Origin of the sequence: Mycolicibacterium tokaiense, from assembly GCF_010725885.1 — a bacterium.
In the GTDB taxonomy this organism is placed as follows: domain Bacteria; phylum Actinomycetota; class Actinomycetes; order Mycobacteriales; family Mycobacteriaceae; genus Mycobacterium; species Mycobacterium tokaiense.
Window position 1 is genome coordinate 3,121,460 of the sequence record NZ_AP022600.1, and the last position, 25,398, is coordinate 3,146,857.

The 25,398-nt window shown below is 68.0% G+C and carries 26 protein-coding genes; 12 read left to right on the forward strand and 14 right to left on the reverse strand.

Going from position 1 to position 25,398, the window contains the following annotated elements; translation table 11 throughout:
- Window positions 1-3: 3 nt before the first annotated feature.
- Together menD and G6N58_RS15230 are read left to right on the forward strand one after the other, a co-directional pair.
- Entirely contained in the window at window positions 4-1,614 is a 1,611-nt protein-coding gene (menD, locus tag G6N58_RS15225) for a 2-succinyl-5-enolpyruvyl-6-hydroxy-3-cyclohexene-1-carboxylic-acid synthase (protein ID WP_115278149.1), read from the forward strand.
- Between the two features lie 17 nt (window positions 1,615-1,631).
- On the forward strand, window positions 1,632-2,117 hold the full coding sequence (locus G6N58_RS15230; RefSeq protein WP_068919601.1) for a DUF3592 domain-containing protein: 486 nt from the start codon (window positions 1,632-1,634) through the stop codon (window positions 2,115-2,117).
- Here G6N58_RS15230 and G6N58_RS15235 read toward each other — a convergent pair.
- A complete protein-coding gene (locus tag G6N58_RS15235) occupies window positions 2,098-2,775 on the reverse strand; it encodes a DsbA family protein (protein ID WP_115278147.1) in 678 nt (225 codons plus the stop codon). The genes G6N58_RS15230 and G6N58_RS15235 overlap by 20 nt on opposite strands.
- Before the next feature lie 77 nt (window positions 2,776-2,852).
- Here G6N58_RS15235 and G6N58_RS15240 point away from each other — a divergent pair, with 77 nt between their 5' ends.
- Window positions 2,853-3,974 carry a glycosyltransferase family 4 protein gene (locus G6N58_RS15240; protein ID WP_115278146.1) on the forward strand — a complete coding sequence of 374 codons (1,122 nt, stop codon included), beginning with the start codon at window positions 2,853-2,855 and terminating at the stop codon, window positions 3,972-3,974.
- 48 nt (window positions 3,975-4,022) lie between these two features.
- Here the strand turns inward: G6N58_RS15240 and G6N58_RS15245 are convergent, their stop codons facing one another.
- On the reverse strand, window positions 4,023-4,847 hold the full coding sequence (locus tag G6N58_RS15245) for an SDR family oxidoreductase (protein WP_115278145.1): 825 nt from the start codon (window positions 4,845-4,847) through the stop codon (window positions 4,023-4,025).
- A gap of 89 nt (window positions 4,848-4,936) precedes the next feature.
- Here G6N58_RS15245 and G6N58_RS15250 point away from each other — a divergent pair, with 89 nt between their 5' ends.
- The 4 genes from G6N58_RS15250 to G6N58_RS15265 all read left to right on the forward strand — a co-directional run bounded on the left by G6N58_RS15250 (window position 4,937) and on the right by G6N58_RS15265 (window position 9,134).
- The gene (locus tag G6N58_RS15250) at window positions 4,937-5,632 is read left to right on the forward strand and encodes a demethylmenaquinone methyltransferase (RefSeq protein WP_115278144.1); all 696 of its coding nucleotides are present in this window, start codon (window positions 4,937-4,939) and stop codon (window positions 5,630-5,632) included.
- 405 nt (window positions 5,633-6,037) lie between these two features.
- Entirely contained in the window at window positions 6,038-6,928 is an 891-nt protein-coding gene (locus G6N58_RS15255) for a glycosyltransferase family 2 protein (protein WP_115281488.1), read from the forward strand.
- Complete coding sequence (locus G6N58_RS15260; protein ID WP_083230570.1) at window positions 6,925-7,812, forward strand: glycosyltransferase family 2 protein; 888 nt, start codon at window positions 6,925-6,927, stop codon at window positions 7,810-7,812. The genes G6N58_RS15255 and G6N58_RS15260 overlap by 4 nt, the downstream gene beginning before the upstream one ends.
- On the forward strand, window positions 7,809-9,134 hold the full coding sequence (locus G6N58_RS15265) for a lipopolysaccharide biosynthesis protein (protein WP_174904644.1): 1,326 nt from the start codon (window positions 7,809-7,811) through the stop codon (window positions 9,132-9,134). Before G6N58_RS15260 ends, G6N58_RS15265 begins: the two co-directional genes overlap by 4 nt.
- Here the strand turns inward: G6N58_RS15265 and G6N58_RS15270 are convergent.
- The gene (locus tag G6N58_RS15270; protein WP_115278143.1) at window positions 9,124-10,194 is read right to left on the reverse strand and encodes a class I SAM-dependent methyltransferase; all 1,071 of its coding nucleotides are present in this window, start codon (window positions 10,192-10,194) and stop codon (window positions 9,124-9,126) included. The two genes, G6N58_RS15265 and G6N58_RS15270, sit on opposite strands and share 11 nt — an antisense overlap.
- A 14-nt stretch (window positions 10,195-10,208) precedes the next feature.
- Between G6N58_RS15270 and G6N58_RS15275 the strand changes: the two genes are divergently transcribed.
- Window positions 10,209-10,760: a dTDP-4-dehydrorhamnose 3,5-epimerase family protein gene (locus G6N58_RS15275; RefSeq protein WP_115278142.1), complete on the forward strand. Its 552-nt coding sequence runs from the start codon at window positions 10,209-10,211 to the stop codon at window positions 10,758-10,760.
- On the opposite strand, the gene G6N58_RS15280 is transcribed toward G6N58_RS15275, so the two are convergent.
- The 4 genes from G6N58_RS15280 to G6N58_RS15295 are packed head-to-tail and all read right to left on the reverse strand — an operon-like array spanning window position 10,753 to window position 14,506.
- Complete coding sequence (locus G6N58_RS15280) at window positions 10,753-11,979, reverse strand: class I SAM-dependent methyltransferase (protein WP_115281487.1); 1,227 nt, start codon at window positions 11,977-11,979, stop codon at window positions 10,753-10,755. The two genes, G6N58_RS15275 and G6N58_RS15280, sit on opposite strands and share 8 nt — an antisense overlap.
- Window positions 11,960-13,015, reverse strand: a complete 1,056-nt coding sequence (locus G6N58_RS15285) for an NAD-dependent epimerase/dehydratase family protein (protein ID WP_115278141.1) — start codon at window positions 13,013-13,015, stop codon at window positions 11,960-11,962. The genes G6N58_RS15280 and G6N58_RS15285 overlap by 20 nt, the downstream gene beginning before the upstream one ends.
- Window positions 13,016-13,028: 13 nt before the next feature.
- Window positions 13,029-13,724, reverse strand: coding sequence for a PIG-L deacetylase family protein (locus G6N58_RS15290; protein WP_232067874.1), 696 nt, complete (start codon window positions 13,722-13,724; stop codon window positions 13,029-13,031).
- Window positions 13,721-14,506: a sugar phosphate nucleotidyltransferase gene (locus G6N58_RS15295; RefSeq protein WP_115278140.1), complete on the reverse strand. Its 786-nt coding sequence runs from the start codon at window positions 14,504-14,506 to the stop codon at window positions 13,721-13,723. Before G6N58_RS15295 ends, G6N58_RS15290 begins: the two co-directional genes overlap by 4 nt.
- A 472-nt stretch (window positions 14,507-14,978) precedes the next feature.
- Between G6N58_RS15295 and G6N58_RS15300 the strand changes: the two genes are divergently transcribed.
- A complete protein-coding gene (locus G6N58_RS15300; RefSeq protein ID WP_232067875.1) occupies window positions 14,979-16,067 on the forward strand; it encodes a M20/M25/M40 family metallo-hydrolase in 1,089 nt (362 codons plus the stop codon).
- Here G6N58_RS15300 and G6N58_RS15305 read toward each other — a convergent pair.
- The 6 genes from G6N58_RS15305 to G6N58_RS15330 are packed head-to-tail and all read right to left on the reverse strand — an operon-like array spanning window position 16,055 to window position 20,942.
- Window positions 16,055-16,879, reverse strand: coding sequence for a nitrilase-related carbon-nitrogen hydrolase (locus tag G6N58_RS15305; RefSeq protein ID WP_068915484.1), 825 nt, complete (start codon window positions 16,877-16,879; stop codon window positions 16,055-16,057). The two genes, G6N58_RS15300 and G6N58_RS15305, sit on opposite strands and share 13 nt — an antisense overlap.
- Window positions 16,876-17,724 (reverse strand): ABC transporter permease, encoded by an 849-nt coding sequence (locus G6N58_RS15310; protein WP_115278138.1) that lies wholly within the window; start codon window positions 17,722-17,724, stop codon window positions 16,876-16,878. The genes G6N58_RS15305 and G6N58_RS15310 overlap by 4 nt, the downstream gene beginning before the upstream one ends.
- Window positions 17,724-18,479, reverse strand: a complete 756-nt coding sequence (locus G6N58_RS15315; RefSeq protein WP_197746427.1) for an ABC transporter ATP-binding protein — start codon at window positions 18,477-18,479, stop codon at window positions 17,724-17,726. Before G6N58_RS15315 ends, G6N58_RS15310 begins: the two co-directional genes overlap by 1 nt.
- The gene (locus G6N58_RS15320) at window positions 18,476-19,231 is read right to left on the reverse strand and encodes a glutamine amidotransferase (RefSeq protein ID WP_068915487.1); all 756 of its coding nucleotides are present in this window, start codon (window positions 19,229-19,231) and stop codon (window positions 18,476-18,478) included. Before G6N58_RS15320 ends, G6N58_RS15315 begins: the two co-directional genes overlap by 4 nt.
- 34 nt (window positions 19,232-19,265) lie before the next feature.
- Complete coding sequence (locus G6N58_RS15325; protein WP_115278137.1) at window positions 19,266-19,928, reverse strand: M24 family metallopeptidase; 663 nt, start codon at window positions 19,926-19,928, stop codon at window positions 19,266-19,268.
- 18 nt (window positions 19,929-19,946) lie between these two features.
- Window positions 19,947-20,942 (reverse strand): ABC transporter substrate-binding protein, encoded by a 996-nt coding sequence (locus tag G6N58_RS15330; RefSeq protein WP_068915489.1) that lies wholly within the window; start codon window positions 20,940-20,942, stop codon window positions 19,947-19,949.
- A gap of 172 nt (window positions 20,943-21,114) precedes the next feature.
- Here G6N58_RS15330 and G6N58_RS15335 point away from each other — a divergent pair, with 172 nt between their 5' ends.
- Entirely contained in the window at window positions 21,115-22,167 is a 1,053-nt protein-coding gene (locus G6N58_RS15335) for a LacI family DNA-binding transcriptional regulator (RefSeq protein ID WP_068919606.1), read from the forward strand.
- On the opposite strand, the gene menJ is transcribed toward G6N58_RS15335, so the two are convergent.
- Entirely contained in the window at window positions 22,160-23,392 is a 1,233-nt protein-coding gene (gene menJ / locus G6N58_RS15340) for a menaquinone reductase MenJ (protein WP_115278136.1), read from the reverse strand. The genes G6N58_RS15335 and menJ overlap by 8 nt on opposite strands.
- 21 nt (window positions 23,393-23,413) lie before the next feature.
- On the opposite strand from menJ, the gene grcC1 reads away from it, so the two are divergent.
- The gene (grcC1, locus tag G6N58_RS15345) at window positions 23,414-24,421 is read left to right on the forward strand and encodes a nonaprenyl/(2E,6E)-farnesyl/geranylgeranyl diphosphat synthase (RefSeq protein ID WP_115278135.1); all 1,008 of its coding nucleotides are present in this window, start codon (window positions 23,414-23,416) and stop codon (window positions 24,419-24,421) included.
- Between the two features lie 74 nt (window positions 24,422-24,495).
- Complete coding sequence (gene htpX, locus G6N58_RS15350) at window positions 24,496-25,395, forward strand: zinc metalloprotease HtpX (protein ID WP_068915492.1); 900 nt, start codon at window positions 24,496-24,498, stop codon at window positions 25,393-25,395.
- Window positions 25,396-25,398 lie beyond the last annotated feature (3 nt).

Here is a 25,398-nt window from a genome sequence, read left to right on the forward strand (position 1 = left end):
GGGGTGAACCCTTCGACGGCCCAGGCGCGCATCGTCGTCGACGAACTGATTCGCGGCGGTGTGCGCGACGTGGTTCTGTGCCCGGGCTCGCGTAACGCCCCGCTGGCCTTCGCCCTGGCCGACGCCGACCGCGCCGGCCTGCTGCGCCTGCACGTCCGCATCGACGAGCGCACCGCGGGTTTCCTGGCAATCGGGTTGGCTGTGGCCGCTGGGGCGCCCGTGCCGATCGCCATGACCTCGGGTACGGCGGTGGCCAACCTGGGTCCGGCCGTCGTCGAAGCCAACTATGCGCGGGTGCCGCTGATCGTGCTGAGCGCCAACCGGCCCTATGAGCTGCTGGGCACCGGCGCCAGCCAGACCATGGAACAGCTGGGCTATTTCGGCACCCAGGTCCGCGCCACCATCAGCCTGGGGCTGGCCGAAGAGGACGTGGACAGCCAAGCCGCCCAGTGGCGCTCGGCCACCTGCCGGGTGCTGGTGGCGGCCACCGGGGCCCGCACCGGCAACGCCGGCCCGGTGCAGTTCGACATCCCCCTGCGCGAACCGCTGGTGCCCGGACTGCAGGACAGTCCGGTGCCGCCGGGCCGCCCGGACGGCAAGCCGTGGACCTATACCCCGGCGGTGACGTTCGACCAGCCCCTGGAGATCGACCTGACGCCGGACACCGTGGTGATCTCCGGCCACGGCGCCGGCCCGCAGCCCGCGCTGGCCGGGCTGCCCACCGTCGCCGAGCCCACCGCGCCGGCCGCGACCACCCCGCTGCACCCGCTGGCGCTGCCACTGCTGCGGCCCGCGCAGGTGATCATGGCCGGGCGCCCGACGCTGCACCGGCCGGTCTCGGCGCTGCTGGCCGATCCGGCGGTGCCGGTGTTCGCGCTGACCACCGGCCCGCGCTGGCCCGATGTTTCCGGCAACTCGCAGGCCACCGGCACCCGCGCCCTCACCAGCGGCCGCCCCGACCCGGCGTGGCTGACCCGCTGCGCCGAGGCTAATGCCCACGCCTACCGGGCGGTGCGCGAGCAGTTGGCGCAGCACCCGTTGACGACGGGCCTGCACGTGGCCGCGGCGGTGGTCGACGCGCTGCGACCGGGGGACCAACTGGTGCTCGGGGCGTCCAATCCGGTGCGCGACGTGGCCCTGGTCGGCCTGAATGCCGCGGGCGTCACAGTGCGGTCCAACCGTGGGGTGGCCGGCATCGACGGCACCGTCTCCACGGCGGTGGGCGCCGCGCTGGCGCACGGCGGGCGCACGCTCGCGTTGATCGGGGACCTGACGTTCGTCCACGACAGCTCCGGGCTGCTGATCGGACCCACCGAACCGGTGCCTCCGGACCTCACCATCATCGTGTCCAACGACAACGGCGGCGGCATCTTCGAGCTCCTGGAGCAGGGTGACCCGCGCTTCCACGACGTGGCCTCGCGGGTGTTCGGCACACCGCACGACGTGGACGTCGGCGCGCTGTGCCGGGCCTATCACGTGGAGCACCGCGCACTCGAACTCGCCGAACTGCCCAGCGCGCTGGACGAACCCGGAACGGGGTTGCGGGTGCTGGAGGTGAAAGCCGACCGGTCCTCGCTGCGGACGCTGCACGCGGCCATCAAGGCGGCGCTCTAGTGGGTCGCGTGAAACGCTTGTGGCACATCCTGATCCACGGTCCCGGTGGCGAAGTGTCGCACACCAGGGCCGGGCGCATGATCCGGTGGGCGCGAGTGGCGGTACTGCTGATCACCATGCTGGTGACGTTGCAATCGGTGCTCCTGGTCGCCGGGGCCTGGCGCGATGACCTGGCGATCGCTTCCAACATGGGTGTCGCCGAGGCTCAGGTCCTCGACGCCGGGCCGCGGCGGTCCACCATCGAATTCGTCACCCCGGACCGGGTGACCTACCGTCCCGAGCTCGGTGTGCTGTATCCGTCCGAGCTGGAGAACGGTATGCGGATCTACGTCGAATACGATCGGTCCAACCCGGATCTGGTTCGGGTGCAGCACCGCAACGCACTGCTGGCCATCGTGCCGGCCACGTCGGTGGCCGTTGTCGGCTGGCTGGTGGCCGCCGCGGCACTGGTGGGTCTCGCGGTGCTGGAGAAGCGGATCGAGCTCAGCGCAACAGCGTCGTGAGCCACTGCTCGTCGGCGATGTCCACCACCTGTTCTCGGCCGAGGTCGTAAACCAGGGGAGTGCCCAGGTTGTTCGGTGAGATGTTTTCCAGCGCAGTGAAATTGAATTCCAACAGCGCGTCGGTGTCCACGGCGGTGTCGCCGTCGGCAATCCGGGTGACCACGGCGTCGGGCAACCCGCTGTCGGTGGCGATGTCGGCGAAATCCTGATCGGTGAAGTCGAAGAACGACAGGTCCTGGTTGGCCCACAACTCCTCCACGTAGTTCTGGAAGGTCGCGGCGTCCGTGCCGGTGTCGGTGGCGCTGTCGACGGCCAGGAACAGGGTGTTGCTGGCCGTGGCCGAGTAGTCGGTGAGGTATTCGTCGTCGAGGAAGGTCAGCGGCCGGTAGGTCACCGTCAGCCGGCCGGCCTCCATCGCGGCTTTCATCTCCTCGCCGTACCTGGCCTGCAGGTCGGCGCAGTGCGAGCACTGCGGTTCGGTGAAGATCTCCACCTGCAGCGGCGCGTCGGGGAAGCCCGCCACGATGCCGAACCCGTCCTCGGTGAGGGTCACCCCGGCGGTCCGCGGGTCGGGCACCGCCACCCCGGCGACCTCACGGGCACACCCCGTCAGGGCCAGCGCCACGACGGCAGCCAGTGCCAGCCCGGGCAGTCTCATGTCGGCAAAATCTACTCTTCTCGTGTCGTCTGCCTGGCGGCAACCTCGCGGACAGTCGGCGCTGTCAAGGTTGCGGCGTGCGCGTTGCGATCGTCGCGGAGAGCTTCCTGCCGAATGTCAACGGAGTCACCAACTCGGTGCTCCGGGTGCTCGAACATCTGCGCAGGACCGGCCACGAGGCGCTGGTGATCGCCCCGGATACGGTCCGCGGGGAACCGGCCGCCGACAAGGTGTACGACGGGATCCGCGTGCACCGGGTGCCCTCGAAGATGTTCCCCAAGGTGACGTCGCTGCCGCTGGGTGTGCCCCGCCCGCGGATGGTGGGCGTACTGCGGGGGTTCGGCCCCGACGTGGTGCACCTGGCCTCCCCGGCGCTGCTTGGGTACGGCGGTCTGCACGCTGCCCGTCATCTGGGGGTGCCCACGGTGGCGGTGTTCCAGACCGACGTCGCAGGCTTCGCGGCCAGCTACGGGGTGCCCACCCTGGCACGGGCGTCCTGGGCCTGGACCCGGCATCTGCACAGCCGCGCCGACCGCACCCTGGCGCCTTCCACCGCGGCGATGGAAGACCTTGCTGCCCATCGGATTCCCCGCGTGCACAAATGGGCCCGCGGGGTGGACATCACCGGGTTCGCGCCGTCGGCCCGCTCCGAGGACCTGCGCCGGGTGTGGTCGCCTGCGGGTAAACCCGTCGTCGGTTTCGTCGGACGGCTGGCACCGGAGAAGCACGTCGAGCGGTTGGCCGCCCTCGGCGATGACGTCCAGCTGGTGATCGTCGGCGAGGGCGTGGACCGCGACAAGCTCGGAAAGCTCTTGCCCACAGCAGTTTTCACGGGCGCACTCTACGGCCGGGAGCTCGCCACGGCCTACGCCTCGATGGACGTGTTCGTCCACCCGGGTGAACACGAGACGTTCTGCCAGACCGTGCAGGAGGCCATGGCCTCGGGGCTGCCGGTGGTGGCGCCCAACGCCGGTGGGCCCATCGATCTGGTGGCGCCATGGCGCACCGGGCTGCTGCTGGACGTCGCCGACTTCGAGACCAGGCTCAGTGAGGCGGTGGCCCACCTGGTGGCCGAACGACCCCGCTACGCCGTGGCGGCCCGCCGCAGCGTCCTGGACCGCACCTGGCCGGTCATCTGTGACGAGCTGCTCGGCCACTACGAAGCCGTGCAGCACCGCCATCGCCGCCACGCCGCGTAGTGATTGGTGGAGTCTCAGCGGCGCCCACCACCGCTGAGGCTCCACAAATCACCCTTGGGCGAGGACGGCCACCGGCTGCCACTGCTCCCAGGTCTGCAGCCGCTGCTCATAGTCGGCCTTGGCCAGCTGCAGCGGCACCTCGCCGAAGAACACCCGCAGCGGTGGTTCGGGCGCGTCCACCACCTGCAGGATGGCCTTGGCCGACGCCGTGGGATCGCCGGGCTTCGAAACCCGCTTGGCGCGTGCGGCTTTGGCGGCCTCGTGGGCCTCTGCGTAGTCCGGCAATTCCGTGGCGTGCTTGGCCGACGGCCCCGCCCAGTCGGTGTCGAAGCCACCCGGCTCGATCAACGTCACGTGCACGCCGAAGGACTCGACCTCCTGCGCCAGCGCCTGGGAGAAGCCCTCCAGCGCCCACTTCGAGGCGTTGTAGATGCCGACGTTCTGGAAGGCGGTGATACCGCCGATCGAGGACACCTGGATGAGGTGGCCGCTGCGCTGGGCGCGCAGATAGGGCAGCGCCGCCTGGGTGATCCACAGCGCGCCGAACACGTTGGTCTCGATCTGATCGCGTGCCTCGTGCTCCGAGAGCTCCTCGATGAAACCGAACTGCCCGTAGCCGGCGTTGTTGACCACGATGTCCAACCGGCCGAAGTGCTCGTGTGCCTTCGCCACTGCAGCGAAGTCTGCGGCGCGGTCGGTCACGTCGAGCTTGATGGGCAGCAGCGCGTCGCCGAAGCGGGCCACCAGATCGTCGAGCGTGCTGGTGTCGCGGGCGGTGGCGGCCACCTTGTCGCCGCGTTCCAATGCCGCAATGGTCCACTCACGGCCGAATCCTCGCGATGTGCCGGTGATGAACCAGACCTTCTCTGTCATAGCGCCTCCCTGGTGATGTCTGTGATGGACAACGTCGGCAAGGCGTACCCATTCCCGGAAAGACCCGGTTCACAGGTAGCTTTGACGACGTGAGCCGCGCGACGCTGGACAAGGACCCGCATGAGGTCGCCTCGATGTTCGACGCGGTGGCTCGGCGCTACGACCTGACCAACACGGTGCTCTCGCTCGGGCAGGACCGCTTCTGGCGCCGCGCCACCCGGGCCGCGCTGAAGATCGGCCCGGGGGACCGGGTGCTGGACCTGGCCGCGGGGACCGCGGTGTCGACGCAGGAGCTGACCCGCTCCGGGGCCTGGTGTGTGGCCTGTGACTTCTCGGTGGGAATGCTGGCCGCCGGCGCGTCGCGCAAGCTGCCGAAGGTGGCCGGTGACGCCACCCGCCTGCCCTTCGAGGATGGCGTTTTCGACGCGGTGACCATCAGCTTCGGGCTGCGCAACGTGGTGGACACCGTGGGCGGGCTGACGGAGATGGCCCGGGTGACCAAGCCGGGCGGCCGGCTGGTGGTGTGCGAGTTCTCCACGCCGACCGTGCCGGTGTTCGCGACGGTGTACAAGGAGTACCTGATGCGGGCGCTGCCGGCGATGGCCCGGATGGTGTCCAGCGATCCGGAGTCCTACGAATACCTGGCCGAGTCCATCCGGGCCTGGCCGGATCAGGCTGCGCTGGCGCGTCTGATCGCCGGCGCCGGATGGTCCCAGGTGCGCTGGCGCAACCTGTCCGCGGGGATCGTGGCGTTGCACGCGGCCACCAAGCCGTTGCCGCTCTGACAACCGTGTAATTTCGCCGAATTCAGGATTTTGTCATCGGGTTCTGGTCACACCCTGCGCCAGAACGCTTGCTCGGTTGATGTCTAGCCCTGCAACACTGGCAAATCCGGCGTAGCTTCGCAGGAGTTGCACAGATTCTCGTTTTAGCTCGATCTTTTTAATTTTCTGGACCGTCATTTGTTGATATAGCAATCGACCCGATGGTCAATATGTGACCCTGATCATTTGCATACATTGTGACGTGCATGGGTACTAGGAGCCGTGTTACGAATTAGCTGTCGTAACGACCAGCCGACACAAAGGCAACGGATGGCGACGTCGCTGGTGCCCCTCGGGCGCCGACGTAAGCGTCAAAATCCGGACACCGACCTGCCGCCCGACGATTTCGACGGAAGAGCCAAGACCATGAGCCCAGACGCCGTGACCACGGTGCGCGAAGCGATCTCGCGCGATGCCACCCCGCCCACCGTGTCGGTGATCATCCCGGCGCTCAACGAGGCCAGAAACCTGCCGCACGTAGCCAGGGCCATGCCGGTGGACATCGATGAGATCGTGGTGGTCGACGGCGGGTCCAAGGACGACACCGTGGCCGTCGCCCGCGAACTGTGGCCGGACGCGGTGCACATCAAGCAGACCCGCCGCGGCAAAGGAAACGCGCTGGCCTGTGGCTTCGCGGCCGCGTCCGGTGACATCATCGTCGCCATCGACGCCGACGGCAGCACCGATCCTGCCGAGATCCCGCGCTTCGTCGCCGCCCTCACCGAGGGCGCGGATTTCGCCAAGGGCTCGCGATTCATCGCCGGCGGCGGCAGCCACGACATCACCCGACTGCGCCGAGCCGGCAACTGGGGCCTCAACGCTCTGGTGAACGTGCTGTTCGCCGCCACCTACACCGATCTCTGCTACGGCTACAACGCCTTCTGGCGGTACTGCCTCGATGTCATCGACCTGCCGGACACCGAGACGCTGGACCCTCAGTGGGGCGACGGCTTCGAAATCGAGACGATGGTCAACGTGCGCGCCGTGGCGCGGGGGCTGACCATCGCCGAAGTGCACAGTTTGGAAGCCAACCGGATCCACGGGGAGAGCAACCTCAACGCCGTGCGCGACGGGCTGCGCGTGCTGCGCACCATTATCAGCGAATTCCACTCCCACGCCCGGGTCAAGGCGCCGCGCGGAAGCCACGACGAGGGCAACGTGGTGCCCTTCGGTACCTTCCTCAGCCGTCGCCTGCGACGTTCCGATGACCGTATCCGGGTGACCTCGAAATCGTTCTGGAAGGAACGCGCGCTGTGACCGGGGTGGCCCAGCCTGTGGCCGGCGTCGCCGACGCCGAGACCTCGCTGCGGCCCGCCGTGTCGCTGTGCGTGCCGGCCTATCAGGCAGAGCGGCACCTACGTGCCACCCTCGAGAGTCTGCTCGCGCAGACCCACTCGGATTTCGAGATCGTGGTGATCGACAACAACAGCTCCGACGGCACGGCCGCGGTGCTGGAGTCCTTCTCCGACAGCCGGATCCGGGTGATCCGCAACGAATCGACCTTGCCTTTGGTGGACAACTTCAACCACGCGGTGCGCCAGTGCCGGGGTGAGTTCGTCAAACTGGTGTGCGCCGACGACCTGCTGCACCCCGACTGCATCGCCGCGCAGAGCGCGGTGCTCGAACGGTACCGCGGCGTCGCCCTGGTGGGCGCCCAGACCGACTTCGTCGACGACGCTGGATCGGTGTTGCGCAGCCGTCGCGGCCTCGGCAACATCGTCGGGCGCCATCCGGCCCATCATGTGGTGCGCACCATTGTCCGTAGCGGCACCAATCCGATCGGTGCGCCACTGGCGGTGATGTTCCGGCGCTCGGATTTCCTGCGCTCCGGCGGTTTCCGCGACCGGTGGCTGTTTCTCAGCGACGTCGACCTCTGGGTCCGCCTGCTGCAGTACGGCGAGTTCTACGGAGTTCCCCGGACGTTGGCGTCCTTCCGGTTCGGCAGTCAGACCGTCACGGCCACCATGGCCGCCCGCTCTCAGCTTGCGCAGTACCGCGCCTTCGTGCGCGCGCTCAGCGCTCAGCACCGCTGGGGCATCACCCGCACCGACCGCGCGGTGGCCCACGTCCGGATGTGCGACAAGCAGCTGCGCCGCACCGTGCTGTTCGCCATCAGCAAGTACCGAGACGCCCGTCGATGACCGTCGCCGGCGAGGCTTCCACAGAGCAAGGGGCGCAACGTAACCTGCGCCTGAACACCTACAGCCTGGTGCTGGCCAATCTGCTGACCGCGGTGCTGGGCCTGGTGTTCTGGGGTGTCGCGGCGCGGCTCTATCCCGCCGAGGCCGTCGGTATCGGTGCCGCCGTGCTGAATTCGGCGGTGATGCTCTCGGCGCTGTCGATGCTGAGCATCGACTCGTTGTTCGAACGGTTCCTTCCCGCGGCGGGCACCCGCGCCGGGTACCTGTTGCAGCGGGGTTTTCTGGTGGTGGCCGCCGCAGCCCTGGTGGCCGGAGCGGTGACGGTCTTCGTCGGCCCCGACAGTCTGTTCGTCTCCGGCGCGATGATGCTGCTCTACCCCCTGGTGGTGCTCGAACACTGCCTGTTCACCCTGGAGGACCGGGCCACCGCAGGGCTCGGCGTGGCGCGCTGGGCGGCGCTGAAGAACATCTTTCACGCCGTGGCGAAACTCCTGGCGCTGATTGCTTTGGCCTGGACCGGAAGTGCGCTGTCGATCGTGCTGTCCTGGGTGGTCACCGGTGCGGTGGCCGTGGTGGTGGTGTTCCGCGCGATGCGGCGCAGGTATCGCAGCGAGCCGATGTTCCAGGAACCGCCCACGTTGCCGCCCAGGCGGGTGCTGCTGCGCTATTCAGGCACCGCCTACGCGCTGATGGCCGTATCGGCCATCCCGCCGCTGGCGCTGCCCCTGTTGATCCTCAGCCAGAGCGGCCCGGTGGCCAGTGCGCACTTCGCGATCACCTGGTCCATGATCGCCGCGCTGTACATGACTTTGCACCTGATCGTCAGCCCCTACGTTGCCGAGGTGGCGGCCCACCCCGACAAGGTCGGCAGCCTCTCGCGGCGCATGGTCATCATGATGGCGGCCGGCGCGCTGATCGGCAGCACCGGGCTGGTGGTGGTGGGACCGTTTGCGCTCGGCCTGGTCGGCGGCGACTACCGGGCCGGAGGCGAGGGCCTGCTCTATCTGGCCGCCCTCTTCATCCCGTTGGCCGCCATCACCGTGGTGTACGAGGGCTTCGCGCGGGTGAAACGTCGGCTCGGGCTCATCCTGGCTGTCCGGGGGGTCGCCGGTGTCCTGGTCATCGGCGGGTCTGTGGTGGCGATCGGTGAGTGGGGTGTGATCGGTGTGGGCTGGGCCCACCTGGTGGTGGAGGCGGTGGCCGCGGCGGTGGTGCTGGTGCCGATCATCGGTTTCCTGATCCGCAGCAAGCGCGACCCGCAATGGCTGGTGCGCAGCAGCGTCCGACCCGACGACGATCAGCCGATCCCGGTCACCAGCTGATCCGCCAGCGGCCTGCCAACTGCGGAAACCCTTGTGCCACTTCATCGAGAATGTCGGGCACCGTCAGCAGCACGTCATCAGGCGCGGCCTGCACCAGCTCATCAGGGCTGATGATGGGGATGTCGGTGCCCGGCATCCGCCGGCCCTGCTTGGCCGGGGAGGCGTCGGCCACGCCCGCCAACAACGAGCGGTCGGCGCCGGCCAGGCGGAGCAGCGCGACGGCCCGTGACGAGGCGCTGTAGCCGTAGACGGTGCGGCCTGCCTGGTGTGCCGACTCCAGCCAGCGGGCCAGGGACTCCGACTGGTCGCGGGCCTGCCGGTCCAGGTCGGCGACGACGGCCGCGTCGGTGATGCCGAAGGCCGCTTCGCGGGCCAGGATGGCCGAGACCTCGGCCGAGGGTGCGGCATCCCCGTGTACGGCGGCCACCAGCACGGTGCCACCGTAGAGATCGAATTCCCACGCCGCGGCCATACTCATCCCGACCTCAGCCAGCAGACCGCGCAGCGCAGTCAGCGAGTAGTAGGCAAAGTGCCCGTGCCGCAGCGCATTCCACTGCCCCTGCTCCACGATGGTCAGCAGGGAGTGGAACTGCAGCAGCAGTACCCCGTCGTCGGAGGTGGCCAGGCAGCGGGCGCGGAAGGCCGACCACTGATCCGGCTCGTGCATGATGCCGAAGCAGTCGAGCACCACATCGGCGGTCTCGGCCTCGGTGTAGCCGCGCTCGGTCAGCAGCGGGACCCAGGTGCCACCGTGCGGGCTGCCGAACTCCCGGACGGTGTTTCCGCGCAACCAGCCGTCACCCGCCAGCCGGCGCACCGCATCGGCGGCTTGGCTCCGCAGCGCCTCCGGCTCGACACCGCGGGGTTCCTCGGTCTGGGTGTCGTCGTCGGCCAACTGCGCCAGACCGCATGCCCCGCACAGGTCCATCCGCAGCGGATGTGATGATTCTGCTTCGCTCACCGGCATTTCCGCCGGTGGAAAATGATCGGCCGCCGGAACCAGGCCCAGGTCGAGCACCGGCTCCAAGGTCGGACTGGCGCAACCTCGACAGGTTTTCATGCCACAATCTCCTGATGCGCATCGAGCAGACGCGGTTGGCGGACGTGCTGGTGCTTGTCAATGAACCCCATTATGACCAGCGTGGCTTCTTCACGCGGACGTTCGACGCCGACATCTTCGACGGCCATCTCGGCGCAGGTACCTCGGCGAGCTTCGTGCAGGACTCCCAGTCCCGCTCCGTCCAAGGTGTGCTGCGCGGTATGCACGGCAGGTCGGGCCGCGGCGAGGCCAAACTGGTGCGGTGCGCCCGGGGTGCGGTGCACGACGTGCTGGTCGACATCCGAACAGAATCCCCGACCTTCGGTCAGCACGAAGCATTCGTTTTGGACGACACCGCTTTTCGTCACCTGTACATCCCACCGGGTTTCCTCCACGGCTTCCAGGCGCTGACCGCCGAGGCGGATGTCTGCTACCGCATCGACCGGCCCCACGACCCCGCAGAGGACCTGTCGGTCAACGCTCACGACACCGACCTGGCGATCGCGTGGCCGCAGCCGGTGACGCAGATGTCGGCCAGAGACGCCGCCGCGGGCAGTTGGCAGGACCTGCTGGCCCTCCTCACCTGACGGCGGGGTGCATCCGGGGCAGTGGGAAATACAGCTCGCCGCCCCAGTCCCCGATGTAGGCCAGTTGTTCGGTGAGCTCGCGTTCGAGGTTCCACGGCAGCGCCAGCACCACGTCGGGTCGGTCCTGCGCCAGCCGGGCGGGATCGAAGATCGGGATCCGGGTGCCCGGGGTGAATCTGCCGTGTTTGTACGGGTTCCGGTCGACGATGTACTCCAGGAGATCGGCGCGGATTCCGGCGTAGTTGAGCAGGGTGTTGCCCTTGCCGGGAGCGCCGTACCCCACCACGCGCTTGCCGTCGGCGCGGCACTCGAGCAGAAAGCGCAGCAGCTCCTGGCGGATCGCCTGTGTGCGGGACTCGAGCTGCAGGTAGCCGTCCACCTCGTGCAGGCCCGCGTCGGCTTCCTCGGCCAGCACGTCGCGCACCCGGTCGCTGGGCTCGCCGGCGGCCGCCAGCGGGCGCGCCCACAGCCGGATGGAGCCACCGTGGGTGCTCAGCCGCTCCACGTCCACCACGGCGAGGTCGGCGGTCGCCAGCGCCCGCATGGCCGACAGCACCGTGTAGTACTGGAAGTGCTCGTGGTACACGGTGTCGAACTGGGCGTGACGCACCAGGTCCAGCGCGTGGTGCACCTCGATGCTGAGCCAACCCTGATCGTCGAGCAGCCGGCGCAGTGCACGCGTGAAGCCCAGCAGGTCCGGGATGTGGGCGTAGACGTTGTTGGCGACCACCAGCTGGGCCGGGCCGTGCTGGCTGCGCACCCGGGCTGCGCAGGACTCGTCCAAAAACGCTGTCTCCGTGGGTACTCCGCGCTCACGCGCGGCTGCGCCGACGTTCACCGACGGCTCGATGCCCAGGCAGGGGATGCCGGCGGCCACGACGTGCTGCAGCAGGTACCCGTCATTGCTGGCCACCTCGACCACCAGTGAATCCGGGCCCAGACCCAGGCGGTCCACCGAGTCGGCGACGAACGCTTTCGCGTGCTGCACCCAGCTGTCGGAATATGAGGAGTAGTACGCGTACTCGGTGAAGGTGTCCTCGGGCGTGATCAGCGCGGGAATCTGCAGCAGCAGGCAGTCCTCACAGACCCGCAGGTGCAACGGGTAGGTGGGTTCGGGGTCGTCGAGTTCGGCTGCGGTGAGGAACTTCTCACACGGCGGGGTGGCACCGAGGTCGAGGATGCTGCGGAGCTTGTCCGAGTCACACAGTCTGCAACGCACGTTCACTCCAGAACAGTCGGTGGTCCAGTTGACCGGTGGACATCAGGTATTGGATCTGCTTGAGCCGGGTGTGCCCGCGGCCGTGGAAGGTGGCGCCGTCGAGGTCGATGCTGCGGAACACCCGGTGCAGTTGCGCGGCTCCCGCTGCCACCGACCAGCGCGCGGCGAAGTCGGGGAAGGCGGCATGGATGCGCGAGAAGTCCACCCGGTAGCTGCGCTGATCCGCACTGGGCGGGCCGAACGTGACTGCGCAGTCCGGGAATTCGGCGCCCACCAGCTCGGCGATGTCGCGGACGGTCACGTTGTTCTCGTCCGAGCCCACGTTCACCACCAGGTTGTGGGCGACGTCGCGATCGGCGGTGAGGGCACACCGGATGGCCTGGGCGATGTCGAGACCGTGGACCAGCGGCCGCCACGGAGTGCCGTCGCTGGTCATCGCGATGGTCTTCTCGATCCACGCCAATCCGCTGAGGTTGTTCAGCACGATGTCAAAGCGCATCCGTGGGGAGGCGCCGAACGCGGTGGCGTTGCGCAGGAACACGGGGGTGAAGGTGGCGTCGGCCATCGCGGTGAGATCGCGCTCCACCATCACCTTGCACCGGGCGTAGGCGGTCAGTGGATTCACCGGGCTGGTCTCGTCCACCACACCGTCGGCCGCGCCGTACACACTGCACGACGACATGTACACAAACCGTTGCACCCCGGCCTGTTTCGCGCAGGTGGCCAGGTGGACGCTGCCGGCATGGTTGATGTCGTAGGTGACCTCACCGATCAGGTCCCCCAGGGGATCGTTGCTCAACTCCGCCATGTGCACCACGGCGTCGAAGCCACGCAGGTCATCGACGGTGACCTCGCGGATGTCGGTGACCAGCGTCGCGGGCACCAAGCTCGGTGCGCCGGCCTGCCGCTCGGAGCACAGCCAGCCCGACTTGTAGTAACCGGTGTCCAGCCCCACGACGTCGAAGCCGTCGGCGGCCAGGGTGGGGGCCGTCAAGGCGCCCAGGTAGCCGTCGGAACCGGTGATGAGAACACGCATGACGAATCCTTATCTATGGCGTGAGCTTCTTCGACTGCTCGTCCCTCGCAGCCTCGAACTCACGCTGGAAGAACGCGATGGTGAGCTTGTCGGACACGAATCCCTCGGCGTAGCGGTGCTGGGACTGGACGCCGCGGATCCGCATCAGGCCCAGGAAGGCCTCGGCATCGAACCAGGGCTTACCGGTCTGCGAGGGGTAACACTGGTGCAGCAGTTGCTGTTTGCGTTCCGCGTCGGCTGCGGTGGCGGGCACGAAGACGTTGGGGGTGGGCAGATCTGATTCCCATTTCAGGATTTCGTAACCCCAGTACGGATGCCCGCGGAACTCCGTCGGCACCAGCTCGGCCAGCAGGCGGTGGTCCTGGTGCGCGTCGTGACGCTGCGGGCCGATCACCAGATCGGGTTCGCAGCTGCGCCGGAACTCGGCCAACCTGGACTTGAGCGCAGCCCAGTGCTGCGGGAGGCGTCCGTCCGGGAAGTCGTGCACCGTCAAACGCACGTCGGCGCTGTCGCACAGGGCGGCCAGTGCGGCCTTCTCCTCCACTTCCCGCTCGGTACCGGCCCCGGTGCACACCATGGCGTGCACCACCAGGTCGGGGTTGGCGCGGGTCATTGCCAGCAGGGTGGCGCCGGCGCCGATGGCGATGTCGTCGCAATGCGCGCCCACCACCGCGAGGGTGGCGATGTCGCGGGGCGACACCGCCGTCACGCGACGGCCTTGGATTCCCACAGCGCCCAGGGGCGCACACCCTTGTTGTAGTCGGTGTCGAGCTCGGCGCGCTCCTTGAAGGTATCGGCCGGCTTCCAGAAGCCTTCGTGGCGGTAGCCGATGAGTTTGCCACTCCCGGCCAGCGAGTAGCACGCATCGCCCACCAGGTCACCGTTCTCGGGGATCAGGTCGATGACGTCGCGGTGCAGCACGAAGTAGCCGCCGTTGATGCCCACCGACATCTCGGCCAGCGGCTGCACCTCTTTGATCTCACCCGAAGGCGCGATGTCGACACAGTGGAAGGAGCTCGCCGGCGGTACCACCAGCATCGAGGCCAGGGCGCCGCTGCTGATGGTGTTGTTCACCATGGTGTCCAGCGGAGCGTCGGTGAGCACGTCGGCGTAGTTCGCCAGGAAGTACTCGTCGTCGCCGAGGTACTTGCGCACCCGGCGCAACCGCTCACCGATGGGCGATTCGATGCCGGTTTCGGCGAAGGTGATGGACCATTCGGCGATGTCCGACGACAGCATCTGCACTTTGCCGTCCGACAGCACGAAGTCGTTGGACGGGGTTTCGTTGTAGCGCAGGAAGTACTCTTTGATCTTCTCCGCGCCATAGCCCAGGCAGAGGATGAAGTCCTTGTGGCCGTGATGGGCGTAGTACTGCATGACATGCCAGACCAGCGGGCGGGGGCCGACCATCTGCAGCGGTTTGGGGATCACGTCCTCCTGGGCCGTACGCATCCGCATTCCATACCCGCCGCAGAACAAGACGACCTTCATGCTTCGCTCCCTGTCGAACGAGGGACGCGCCGTGCGAGACACACGTGGCGCGCCACATCTGAACTTCTCCCCGAGTTCATTACCCGCAAATCATCAGTTCTTAACCATCGACGTTCTCCGGTCGGCGGGTTCTGAGGATTGAATCGAAATTATCGTCGGTGCGGCGCGGTGTCAATCCGACAGTGGCAAACAGGGCGGCGTATCGCCGGCGTCAATAAAATCTATGGCCTCACCTGCGTGAGTGCTGTGTATGTAGTGCTACACGATCACTTCTCGGCGACCTGGCGTGCTGACACCTGTCGAATCGCCGGTGCGGCGGATGCGTCACGAGGGGGCTCGGAGATGGAGTCGCCATTACGCAATAAGGCAAAGTCTCAGCGAATTGCCAGCACGGCATCGTGAGCTCATGAATGCAAATCGTCGACCTTGGCGGCGACACGGACGACACCGCTGGTGCGGATAGCATGGCGGGGTGGGTCTTCCGGATTTGCTGGCTGAGCTTGTTGTGCTGCAGACGATTTCGGGGGATCCCGCACCGCAGCGCCGAGCCATGGAACTCTGTCTGTCGACGGTTCGCCGTGGGCAGCCCAGTGTGCGCGTCGAATCCGACCTGGCGGGGCCACACCCGTGGGCGGTGCTGACCAACGACGCCGCGCCTGGGACGCCCCGGCTGGCGTTCTGCTGCCACGTCGACACGGTGCCCACCGGGCCGCTGCAGTCCTGGTCCTATGCGCCGTTCGGGGCAGAGATCCACGACGGACGACTGGTCGGCCGGGGCGCCACCGACATGAAGGCGGGGCTGGTGGCCGCGCTGGCCGCGGTGGGACACGCCGTCGATACCGGGGTCCCGGTGGCGCTCATCCTGACCTCCGACGAAGAGGTGGGCTCGCTGGGTGCCCAGGGAGCCGGCCATGCCGCCGCAGCGGCCGACCTGGGTGCCGTCATCGTCCCCGAGGCCACGGCCAATCGGGTCAACCTGGGGCACCGCGGCGCCCTGTGGCTGCGGGTGGCCACCGCGGGGGTGGCTGCCCACGGCAGCACGCCGCACCTGGGTCGTAATGCGATCCTGGCGCTCACCGATGTCATCCAGCGGGCCCGCGCCGAACTCCCGCAGGCCACCCACACCCACCTCGGCTCGTCGACCTGGAACCTCGGAACCGTCACCGGCGGGAGCGCGCCCAACATCGTTGCCGCCGATGCCAGTTGCGTCGTCGATCACCGCACCGTGCGCAACGGACCGGAGCTGCTGCAGTGGTGGACCTCCCAACCGGAGGTGGCGTCGGTGGACGCGCTGATCGACCTGCCTGCACTGTGGACGTCGGCCGACCATCCCTGGGTGGCCGGACTTCCGGTGGCGCCGGCGGCCGACCCGGTGTCCTACTTCACCGACGGCGCGGTGCTGGGCACCGTGCTGCCGGACGTGCCGGTGGTCATCTGGGGCCCGGGGGATCCGGCCACCATGCACGCCGCCGACGAGGCCGTCTCGCTGAGCGACATCGACACCGCGGTCGAGTACTACCGCAGCGTGGTGACGCGCTGGGGCGACGATCAGACCCGGTAGGCGTCCAGGCGCCGGTCGGCGAAGGTGTTGTTGAACTGGTTCAGCTGACGGCTGGCACCGATACCGCTGAGGTCCAGGTCGGCGATGATCACGTCCTCGTCGGAGGGTGATGCCGGCCCCGCCGCGTACCAGCCGCTGGGTGCGGTGATGACGCTGCGGCCCAGGAACTCCTGGCCGCGCTCGGTGCCGCACCGGTCCGCGGCGACGATGGGCACGCCGTTGCAGTGGGAGTTGGCGCTGCACAGGATGTTCGCCATGGCGCGGCCGTCGGCGTCGTTGCCGGCGGTCAGTGGCACCCAGTTGGTGGGCACACACAGCAGGTCCGCGCCGGCGAGGGCGAGGGTGCGGGCGGCTTCGGGGAACCAGATGTCGTAACAGATCAGGATGCCGATCGAGCCCACCGCGGTGTCGTACACCGGTAGGCCGACATCACCGGGGGAGAACACCACGTTCTCCTGATCCCACAGATGCAGCTTGCGGTACCGGCCGATGAAACCGTCCGGCCCCAGCAGCGCGCTGGAGTTGTACAGCCGCTCACCGTCGCGTTCGGCGATCCCGAACACGATGTGCATGCCGAGTTCGGTGCACGCGGCCAGCAGCCGGGCGCAGGTGGGCCCGTCCGGTACCTCCTCGGACACCGTGCGGCACTCGTCGGCATCGGCGAACATGTAACCGGTGGTGGCCAGTTCGGGGAACACCGCCAACTGCACGCCCTCGGCGGCCAGTCGGTGCATCGCGGCCACCATGGCGTCCACGTTGCCGCTGACGTCGAGCATCGTGGGATCGGTCTGCACGCTCGCGACGCGGATCATGGTTGATTCACCTTCTCTGGCTCTGGCTCGACATCTCGGGACAGGGTGCGCCGCCACGCGGGTTTGACCGACGATCGCCGCCACGGGGTCAACAGCACCTCGGCGACGGCCACCGTGCCGAAGGCCAGCAGGCCCAGGATCACCAGCAAGATGATGGCGGCGAACACCGACGCGACGTCGAGGCGGGACTGGGCTTCCAGCAGCGAGACCCCCAGTCCGCCGGTGGTGGAGGCGGTCCATTCGCCGAGTACCGCGCCGGTGACGGCGAAGGTGGCGGTCATCTTCAGGGCGGAGAACAACGGGGTCAAGGTGGCGGGCAGCGTCACCGAACGGAAGATGCGCCAACGGGTTCCACCCATCGCCTTCACCAGGGCAATCAGATCCTTGTCCACCGAGGCCAACCCGTCCAGGACGTTGACCACCACGGGGAAGAACACGATGAGCGCCACGATGGTCAGCTTGGGCGCCAGACCGAAGCCCATCCAGATCACCAGCGCCGGTGCGACGGCGATGATCGGCACGGCCTGGGAGGTGATCAGGATGGGGTAGAGGCCGCGTTGCACCAGCGGTGACCACGACATCACCAGGGCGAAGAAGAAGCCGGCGGTGGCGCCGATGAGGAAGCCGAGGATGAACTCCTGGCTGGTGATGACGGCGCCCGGACCCAGCGACGACCAGTCGTCGCGCAGCGCCTCGAATGTCCGTGCCGGACTGGGCAACACGTAGGGGGCGATGTCGAAGATGCGCACCGCCAGGTCCCACACCACGACCAGCAGGACCATGCCGAGCACGGGAATGCCCAATGCGCGCAGGCGAAGCGGGATGCTGGCGCCGATCTTCGGCATCACGCCACCTCCGGGGCGCGCCCGTAGATGAGGTCCAGCACCCTCGCCTTGAGCTCGACGTAGTGGGCGTCGGTGGTCATGTGGATGTCCCGCGGCCGGGGCAGGTCGATCGGGATGACCTCCTGCACACGGCCGGGCCGCGGTGTCATCACCACCACCCGGTCACCCAGGAACAGTGCCTCGTCGATGTCATGGGTGACGAACATGATCGTCTTGCGCTGCTCACGCCAGACCTGCAGCAGCCACTGCTGCATCAACAGTCGGGTGTGGCTGTCCAGGGCGCCGAACGGTTCATCCAGGAGCATGACGGGGTGATCGAGCGCCAAGGTGCGCATGACGGCCACCCGCTGCCGCATCCCGCCCGAGAGCGCGTGCGGATAGTGGTTGAGGTAGCCGCCCAGGCCGTAGCGCTGCGCCATCTCAGCCGCGGCCTCCCGGTCCTGGCGGGAGGCGCGGCCGGTGATGTCGGCACCCAGCACGATGTTCTCCAGCACGGTGCGCCACGGCAGCAGCAGATCCTTCTGCAGCATGTAGCCGACATGCCCCGACCGGCCTTTGATGTCGCGACCATCCAGGGTGATCGAGCCACTGGTCGGCGTCAGCAGCCCGGAGACGATGTTGAAGATGGTGGACTTCCCGCAGCCCGACGGGCCCACGATGCAGACGAATTCGCCGTCTCGCACGTCGAGGTCCACCGGCGCCAGGGCCTCGATGCCGTCGAAGCGCTGGGAGATGCCCCGCAACTGCAGGGTCACGGGGTGCGCCCGTCGGCGAGCCAGGACACGGTCTGCGTCCACAGCGTCGAGAAACCCTCCCAGCGGGTGAACTCCGCGGGTGCCCAGTGTGGGCCGATGTCACTGGCGAAGGCCGCGCATCGGCCCTCGCCGTAGTGGCCCACGGTCAGAAGCGGGTGGCCGTTCACCTGGGCCAGCACCTCCGATGCCGATCGGGGAGCCAGGCGCTGGAACCCCAGCAGTGCCGGCCAGGTGTCGGGAAGACCTGCGGTGCAGGGATGAACGGGTCCGAACAGGTGCGGGACGGCGCCTTCGGGAGTCTCCTCCCGGTCGTCGCCGTCCTCCATCAGGACCGGCAGCGACTCGGCCAGCGGTGAGTTCTTGTAGTTGGCTTTCGCCTCGATGCCCTGGAAGCTGAGGTAGCCGCCCACCATCATCAGCGACCCGCCCTCGCGCACCCAGTCCCGCAGCACCCGCAGCCGGTTCGGAAACGACTTGCCGTGCAGGAAAACATCGTTGGGCATCAACAGCGTGTTGGACCCGATGTCGGACAGGATCACCACGTCGAAGGCGTCGAGCTGGTCGGCGGAGGTGGGGAAGCTCTGCGCGGCGACGTGGTTGGGCATGAACGTCACCTGGTGCCCGCCGGTGGTCAGCGCGTCCGAGAAGTCCTGCACACCTTCCTGATAGGCCACCGTGGTGAAGGAGTCGAACCCCTTGGTGTGGATCGATGTGGTGGTCCAGGATTCGCCGGCGATCAGTACGCGTGCCACTGCCGACTCCTTTCGAGGTTGAGGGGAGGGGGTGTCATCGGATGACGGTGCACCCGTCGGGGCCGAACCAGATGACATCTTCGACCTTGACTCCGTAGAGGTGGTTGCCGACGAAGGGTTCGACGGCCCAGCCGCCCCACATCGGTGTGGGGTTGTTCCGGTCGATGTAACCCTGTGTGTAGGAGACGTTCTGACCGATCGAATGCCCGATGTTGCCCAGGCGGTCCATGTGATTCCACCCGGTTCCCGCGATGCAGTCGTTGAACGCCGACCACAGCTCGCGGGCGGGCATGCCGGGATAGGCGGCGGCCAGCACGGTGTCGTGGATCTTCTGGATCTCCGCTTTGGCCTCCAGATAGTCGGGCTGATCGCCGATGACGAAGGTCCGGGTGCAGTCGCCCCACCACCCGTCGACCACCGGATGCACGTCGATGAAGCCGGAATCGATGTTCCACAGCATCCGGTCGGTGGGCCCGACGGTGGGGAAGCAGTCCAGGCTGCCGGAGCCGAACCCGACGTTGACGATGGTCCACAGGCCGGTGGACCCGCGGGCGCGCATCGTCTCTTCTGCCCACCGGGCCAGCTCGCGTTCGGTCATGCCGGCCCAGATGACCTCGGCGGCCAGCTCGGCGACGTCACGGGCCAGTAGTTGCGCGGTGACGAGCCCGGCTGGGGGAGTGGGGCTGATGTCCTGCATGCGGTGTCCTCGGTTCGCTCAGTCGGGCAGGTAGTCGTCGGTCCAGTAGGCGCTGGGCTCGTCGACGGACTTCACCAGGTCCTGGGCGACGGCGGCGTCCAGCAATCCCTTCCACTGTTCGTCGCTCTGGACGAACGGCTGCGGCTGGGCCTCGAGGATCTTGGTGGTCGCGTTCCAGGAGTCGGTGATGAACGCCATGTCGGAGTCCGGGTAGGCCTTTTGGAAGGTCTCCATGGCAGCGGCCGGGTCGGCCAGGGAGTCTTCCAGTCCCTTCTTGGTGGCCGCCATGAAATCCTTTGCCGTGTCCTGGTTTCCGTCGAGCCAGCTGGTGTTACCGGCCACCACGAAGATGGGCGCGTTGGGTGCGCCATGTTCTGCGGCGGGCATGAAGAACGGTTCGAAGCCGCCGTTGACGCGGATCTCCGCGGACTCGGCATTGGTGACACCGGTGATGATGTCGACCTTGTTCTCCAGCAGCAGCGGCACGGTGTTGTCGGCGGCGGTGACCAGCTGCACGTCGGGCAGGGTCAGACCCACCGAGTCCAGCATCATCGTCAGCTGCGCCTTGGACCACGCGTCGTTGTAGATGCCGATGGTCTTGCCCTTGACCTGGGCCAGGTCGAACGGTTCGCGGGAGATCAGGCCCCAGTTGTTGCTGTCGCCGTAAGAGCCGATGGCCACCACCGGCGCGTCCTGGTCCTTGGCGAACAGCACGTCCAGGGTGGTGGTGAAGGCGACGTCGGCTTCGTCGGTGCCCAGGAACTTCATGGTGTCGGCGACGGTGGGCGGCGGCGTGATGGTCAGGTCGATGCCGGCGTCGGAGTAGTAGCCCTTGTCCTTGGCCACCACGAACGGCGTCCAGAACGCGTCGGCCACCGGCCATTCCATGATCATCCGGACCGGCTTGAGGCCGTTGTCCGTGGTTTCTGTCGAGTCGCCGCCGCAGGCGACGAGCCCGACGGTGGCGGCGGCGGTCAGCACGGTGGCTGCCACGGAGCGCAAGCGGATCTTCATACGTCTCCTCCGGTGATGTAAACGATTGCCTGAATGATGCGTCATACCAAACCACTGCGCAGTGAAACGGCGCAATAGCTCTGCGTTTCATGTGTGTAAACGATTGCCTGCCTTGGTCCGCAGGTGCTACACATGGGTGGTCGACGGAACGGGCGAACGGAATGAGGGGGCTGTGCGGCCGACTATCAGGCAGGTCGCCGAGCGGGCGGGGGTCTCGACGGCGACGGTGTCGCGCGCGCTGTCGGGCGCACGCACCGTGTCCCCGGAATTGGCGCGCCGCATCGAGGACGCGGTCGCCGAGCTGGGGTACTCGAGCAACGGCATCGCCAGCTCGCTGCGGCGCAGCCGCACCGACACCGTCGGCATGGTGGTCCCCGACATCGCCAACCCGTTCTTCACGGCACTGGTGAAGAACGTCGACCGGGTGCTGGCCGAACGCGGGCTGCAGATGCTGCTCTGCGACGCGCAGTCCAGCCCGCAGGTGGAGGCCGATCGACTCTCCTCATTGATCAACCGGCGGGTGGACGGCATCATCATCAGCCCCACCAACGAGATCGACAGCGGCCCCGCGGTGCGGGCGGCGTCCGCCCGGGTTCCCGTGGTGCAGATCGACCGCCGGGCCCGCGACACCGACACCGATTGGGTGGGCATCGACGACGACTTCGCCCAGTCCCTGATCGTCGGCCACCTGTGCGAGCGCGGGGTGCGGTCGGCGGCGTTCGTCAGCGCCCAGCCCACCGACTCGTCCACCGAACTGCGTCATGCCGGACTGCTGAAACACGCTGGTGCACAAGGCATCACCGTGCACCCGGACGCGGTGCTGATGGGGGAGTACTCCACGCGGTGGGGACAGCAGGCCGGGGCCCGGATTCTGGCGTCGGATACCCGGCCGGACGCCATCGTCTGCGGCAACGACCTCATCGCCCTCGGTGTGCTGCAGGCCTGCCGCGATGCCGGGGTCGCGGTACCGGAGCAGATGGTGGTGACGGGCTTCGACGACATTCCCTTTGCGGCGCTGAGCACCCCGCCGCTGACCACCATCGCCCAGCCGCTGGCCGACATCGCCGCCGAAGGGGTGCGGTTGCTGGCCCAGGCCATCGACGGCACCGCCACCACGCAGACCATCCGGGCCTCGCTGGGATCGCGTCTGGTGGTGCGCCAGTCCACGGTGATTTGTGGAGTGTCACCGGCGGACACCGCCGGTGACACTCCACAAATCACGTGAAGGGCTTGCGGCGATCCAGCCGTCGTGACCCGGCGCCGGCGCCACGCCACAGCTTGGCCACCCAGTCGGCATCCTCGTCGGTCACGAGGTTGCCCATCACCCGCACCGCGATGCCCATCAGCAGCTGCGAGCGCATCGCCAGCGGACCGGCCAGCGGCAGGAACCGGGGAATGGTCAACAACAGCGCCAACCGCCGCGCCACCGAGAAGCCGCGAGAGTAGTGCTGTTGCAGCACCGCCGGCCAGGCCTCGGTCAGATCACCGGAGCCCAGTAGCTCGGCCGCCAGCCGGCCGGTCTCCATGCCGTAGTCGATGCCCTCGCCGTTGAGCGGATTCACACACGCCGCGGCGTCACCGATCAGCATCCAGTTCGGTCCCGCCACCCCGGAGACGGCGCCACCCATCGGCAGCAGGGCCGACGACACCGCACGGGGTTCGCCCTCGAAACCCCACTCCTGGGCCTTGAGCGCGGCGTAGTGCTTGATCAGCGGCCGCAGCGCCACCTCGGCGGGCCGCGTGGCGGTGGCCAGCGCGCCGACGCCGATGTTCACCTCACCGTTGCCCAGCGGGAAGATCCACCCGTAGCCCGGCAGCACCGTGCCGTCGACGGCCCGCAACTCCAGATCCGAGGTCAGCCACGGGTCCGACGCCCTGGGCGACGAGAGGTAGGCCCGCCCGGCAACCCCGTACACCGTCTCCTGGTGCCACTGCCGGCCCAGCACCCGCCCCAACGTCGAGCGGGCGCCGTCGGCGACGATCAGCTCCCGGCAGCTCACCCGGTGCCCGTCGGCGAGCACCACCGCCGACACCCGGCCCGACGAATCATGTTCCACCGACACCGCTTTGACGCCCAACAACATCGCTGCCCCCGAGGCCTCCGCGGCCGCGCGCACGCGGTCGTCGAGTTCGGTTCGCGGCACCGCGGACCCGGTGGCCGGAAACGACGGCCCGGGCCAGCGCACCTGCACCGCGGAACCGAAGCCCGACATCCGCAGTCCGTGGTGGCGGATGTGGCCGTCGAGCCACGGTCCGAGCCCCAGGTGCTCCAGTTCGGCAACCGCCCGCGGGGTCAGTCCGTCGCCGCAGGATTTGTCCCGCGGGAAGGTCGCCGCATCGATCACCAGCACATCGCGGCCGGCTCTGGCGGCCCACGCCGCCGCCGCCGAACCGGCCGGTCCGGCGCCGATGACAACCACATCGGCAGCGCTGGCGGGGAGGGCATTCATGATGCCCAGTATGTTGGACCCGTGAGGACACCGGCGAGCGTGGTGGCGGGCGTGGATTTCGGCGATGCCGAGTTGGCCGCGAGTGTCCGCGACGGCGTGACGCAGATCGAGCAACTGATGGCCACTGAACTGGGCAAAGCCGACGAGCTGATGTCCGAGGCCGTGCACCACCTGTTCCTGGCGGGCGGCAAGCGGTTCCGGCCGCTGTTCACCGTGCTGTCGGCGTCGCTGGGTCCCGACCCCACCAACAACGACGTGGTGATCGCCGGAGCCGTCATCGAGATGGTGCACCTGGCCACGCTGTACCACGACGACGTGATGGACGAGGCGCAGGTGCGGCGCGGAGCCACCAGTGCCAACGCCCGCTGGAGCAACAACATCGCGATCCTGGCCGGCGACTATCTCTTCGCCACCGCCTCGCGGCTGGTGTCGCGGCTGGGACCGGAGGCCGTGCTGGTGATCGCCGACACCTTCGCCCAACTGGTCACCGGGCAGATGCGTGAGACCCGCGGTGTCACCGAGGGCGGCGACCCCATCGATCACTACCTCAAGGTGGTCTACGAGAAGACGGCGTGCCTGATCGCCGCGTCGGGCCGGTTCGGCGCGACGTTCTCCGGGGCCGACGACGAGCAGATCGAGCGACTGTTCCGCCTCGGCGGCATCGTGGGCACGGCCTTCCAGATCTCCGACGACATCATCGACATCGACAGCGATCCCGATGAGTCGGGCAAGCTGCCGGGCACCGATCTGCGCGAGGGGGTGCACACGCTGCCCGTGCTCTACGCACTCCGTGAGGACGGCCCGGATGCCGAGCGCCTGCGCACCCTGCTGGCCAAGCCGCTGGAGGACGACGCGGAGGTGGCCGAGGCCCTGGGTCTGCTGCGGGCGTCCACCGGCATGGCCAAGGCCAAGCAGACGGTGATGAGCTACGCCGAGCAGGCCCGCCAGGAGCTGGCGGCGCTGCCCGATGTGTCCGGCCGGCGGGCGCTGGAGTCGCTGGTGGAGTACACCGTCCATCGCCACGGCTGAGCCCGGGAACCCAGATCGCCGCTCCTGTCGTTAGATGAGCTGACATAGTCGCAATTTCTCGCAGGAGGACGCTGATGACCTGGCACACGGGTGGCAATCAGATCAAGACGTTCTTGCTCTTGATCGGGTTCACCGCCCTGATCGGTTTCATCGGGTTCCTGTTCGCCGGCGTCACGGGCAACACGGTGTGGATCTGGGGCGCCCTGGTCTTCGCGCTCGGCATGAACTTCTATACCTACTTCAACAGCGACAAACTCGCGCTGCGGGCCATGCATGCGCAGCCGGTCACCGAGATCCAGGCGCCGGTGATGTACAAGATCGTGCGCGAGCTCGCCACTGCCGCCCACCAGCCCATGCCGCGGCTCTACATCTCCGACACCGCCAACCCGAATGCCTTTGCGACAGGCCGTAATCCGCGCAACGCAGCGGTGTGCTGCACCACCGGGATCCTGCAGATCCTCAACGAACGTGAACTACGCGCCGTGCTGGGCCATGAGCTGTCCCACGTCTACAACCGCGACATCCTGATCTCCTGCGTCGCCGGGGCGATGGCGTCGGTGATCACCGCGCTGGCCAACATCGCCTGGATCGCGGGCATGTTCGGCGGCAACAACCGCCAGGGCAACGGCGGCAACTTTCTGGTGATCCTGCTGATCCAGCTGCTCGGCCCCATCGCCGCCACTGTGGTCCGCATGGCGGTGTCACGGTCGCGGGAGTACCAGGCCGACCAGTCGGGTGCCGAGCTCACCGGTGACCCGCTGGCCCTGGCGTCGGCGCTGCGCAAGATCTCCGGTGGCGTCGAGATGGCGCCGCTGCCGCCGGATCCCAAACTGGCCGACCAGGCGCACCTGATGATCGCCAGCCCGTTCCGGGCCGGGGAGAAGATCGGCAAGCTGTTCTCGACGCACCCGCCGATCGCCGACCGCATCCGGCGCCTCGAGGACATGGCGGGCCGGGGCCCCGGGCACTACTGAGCC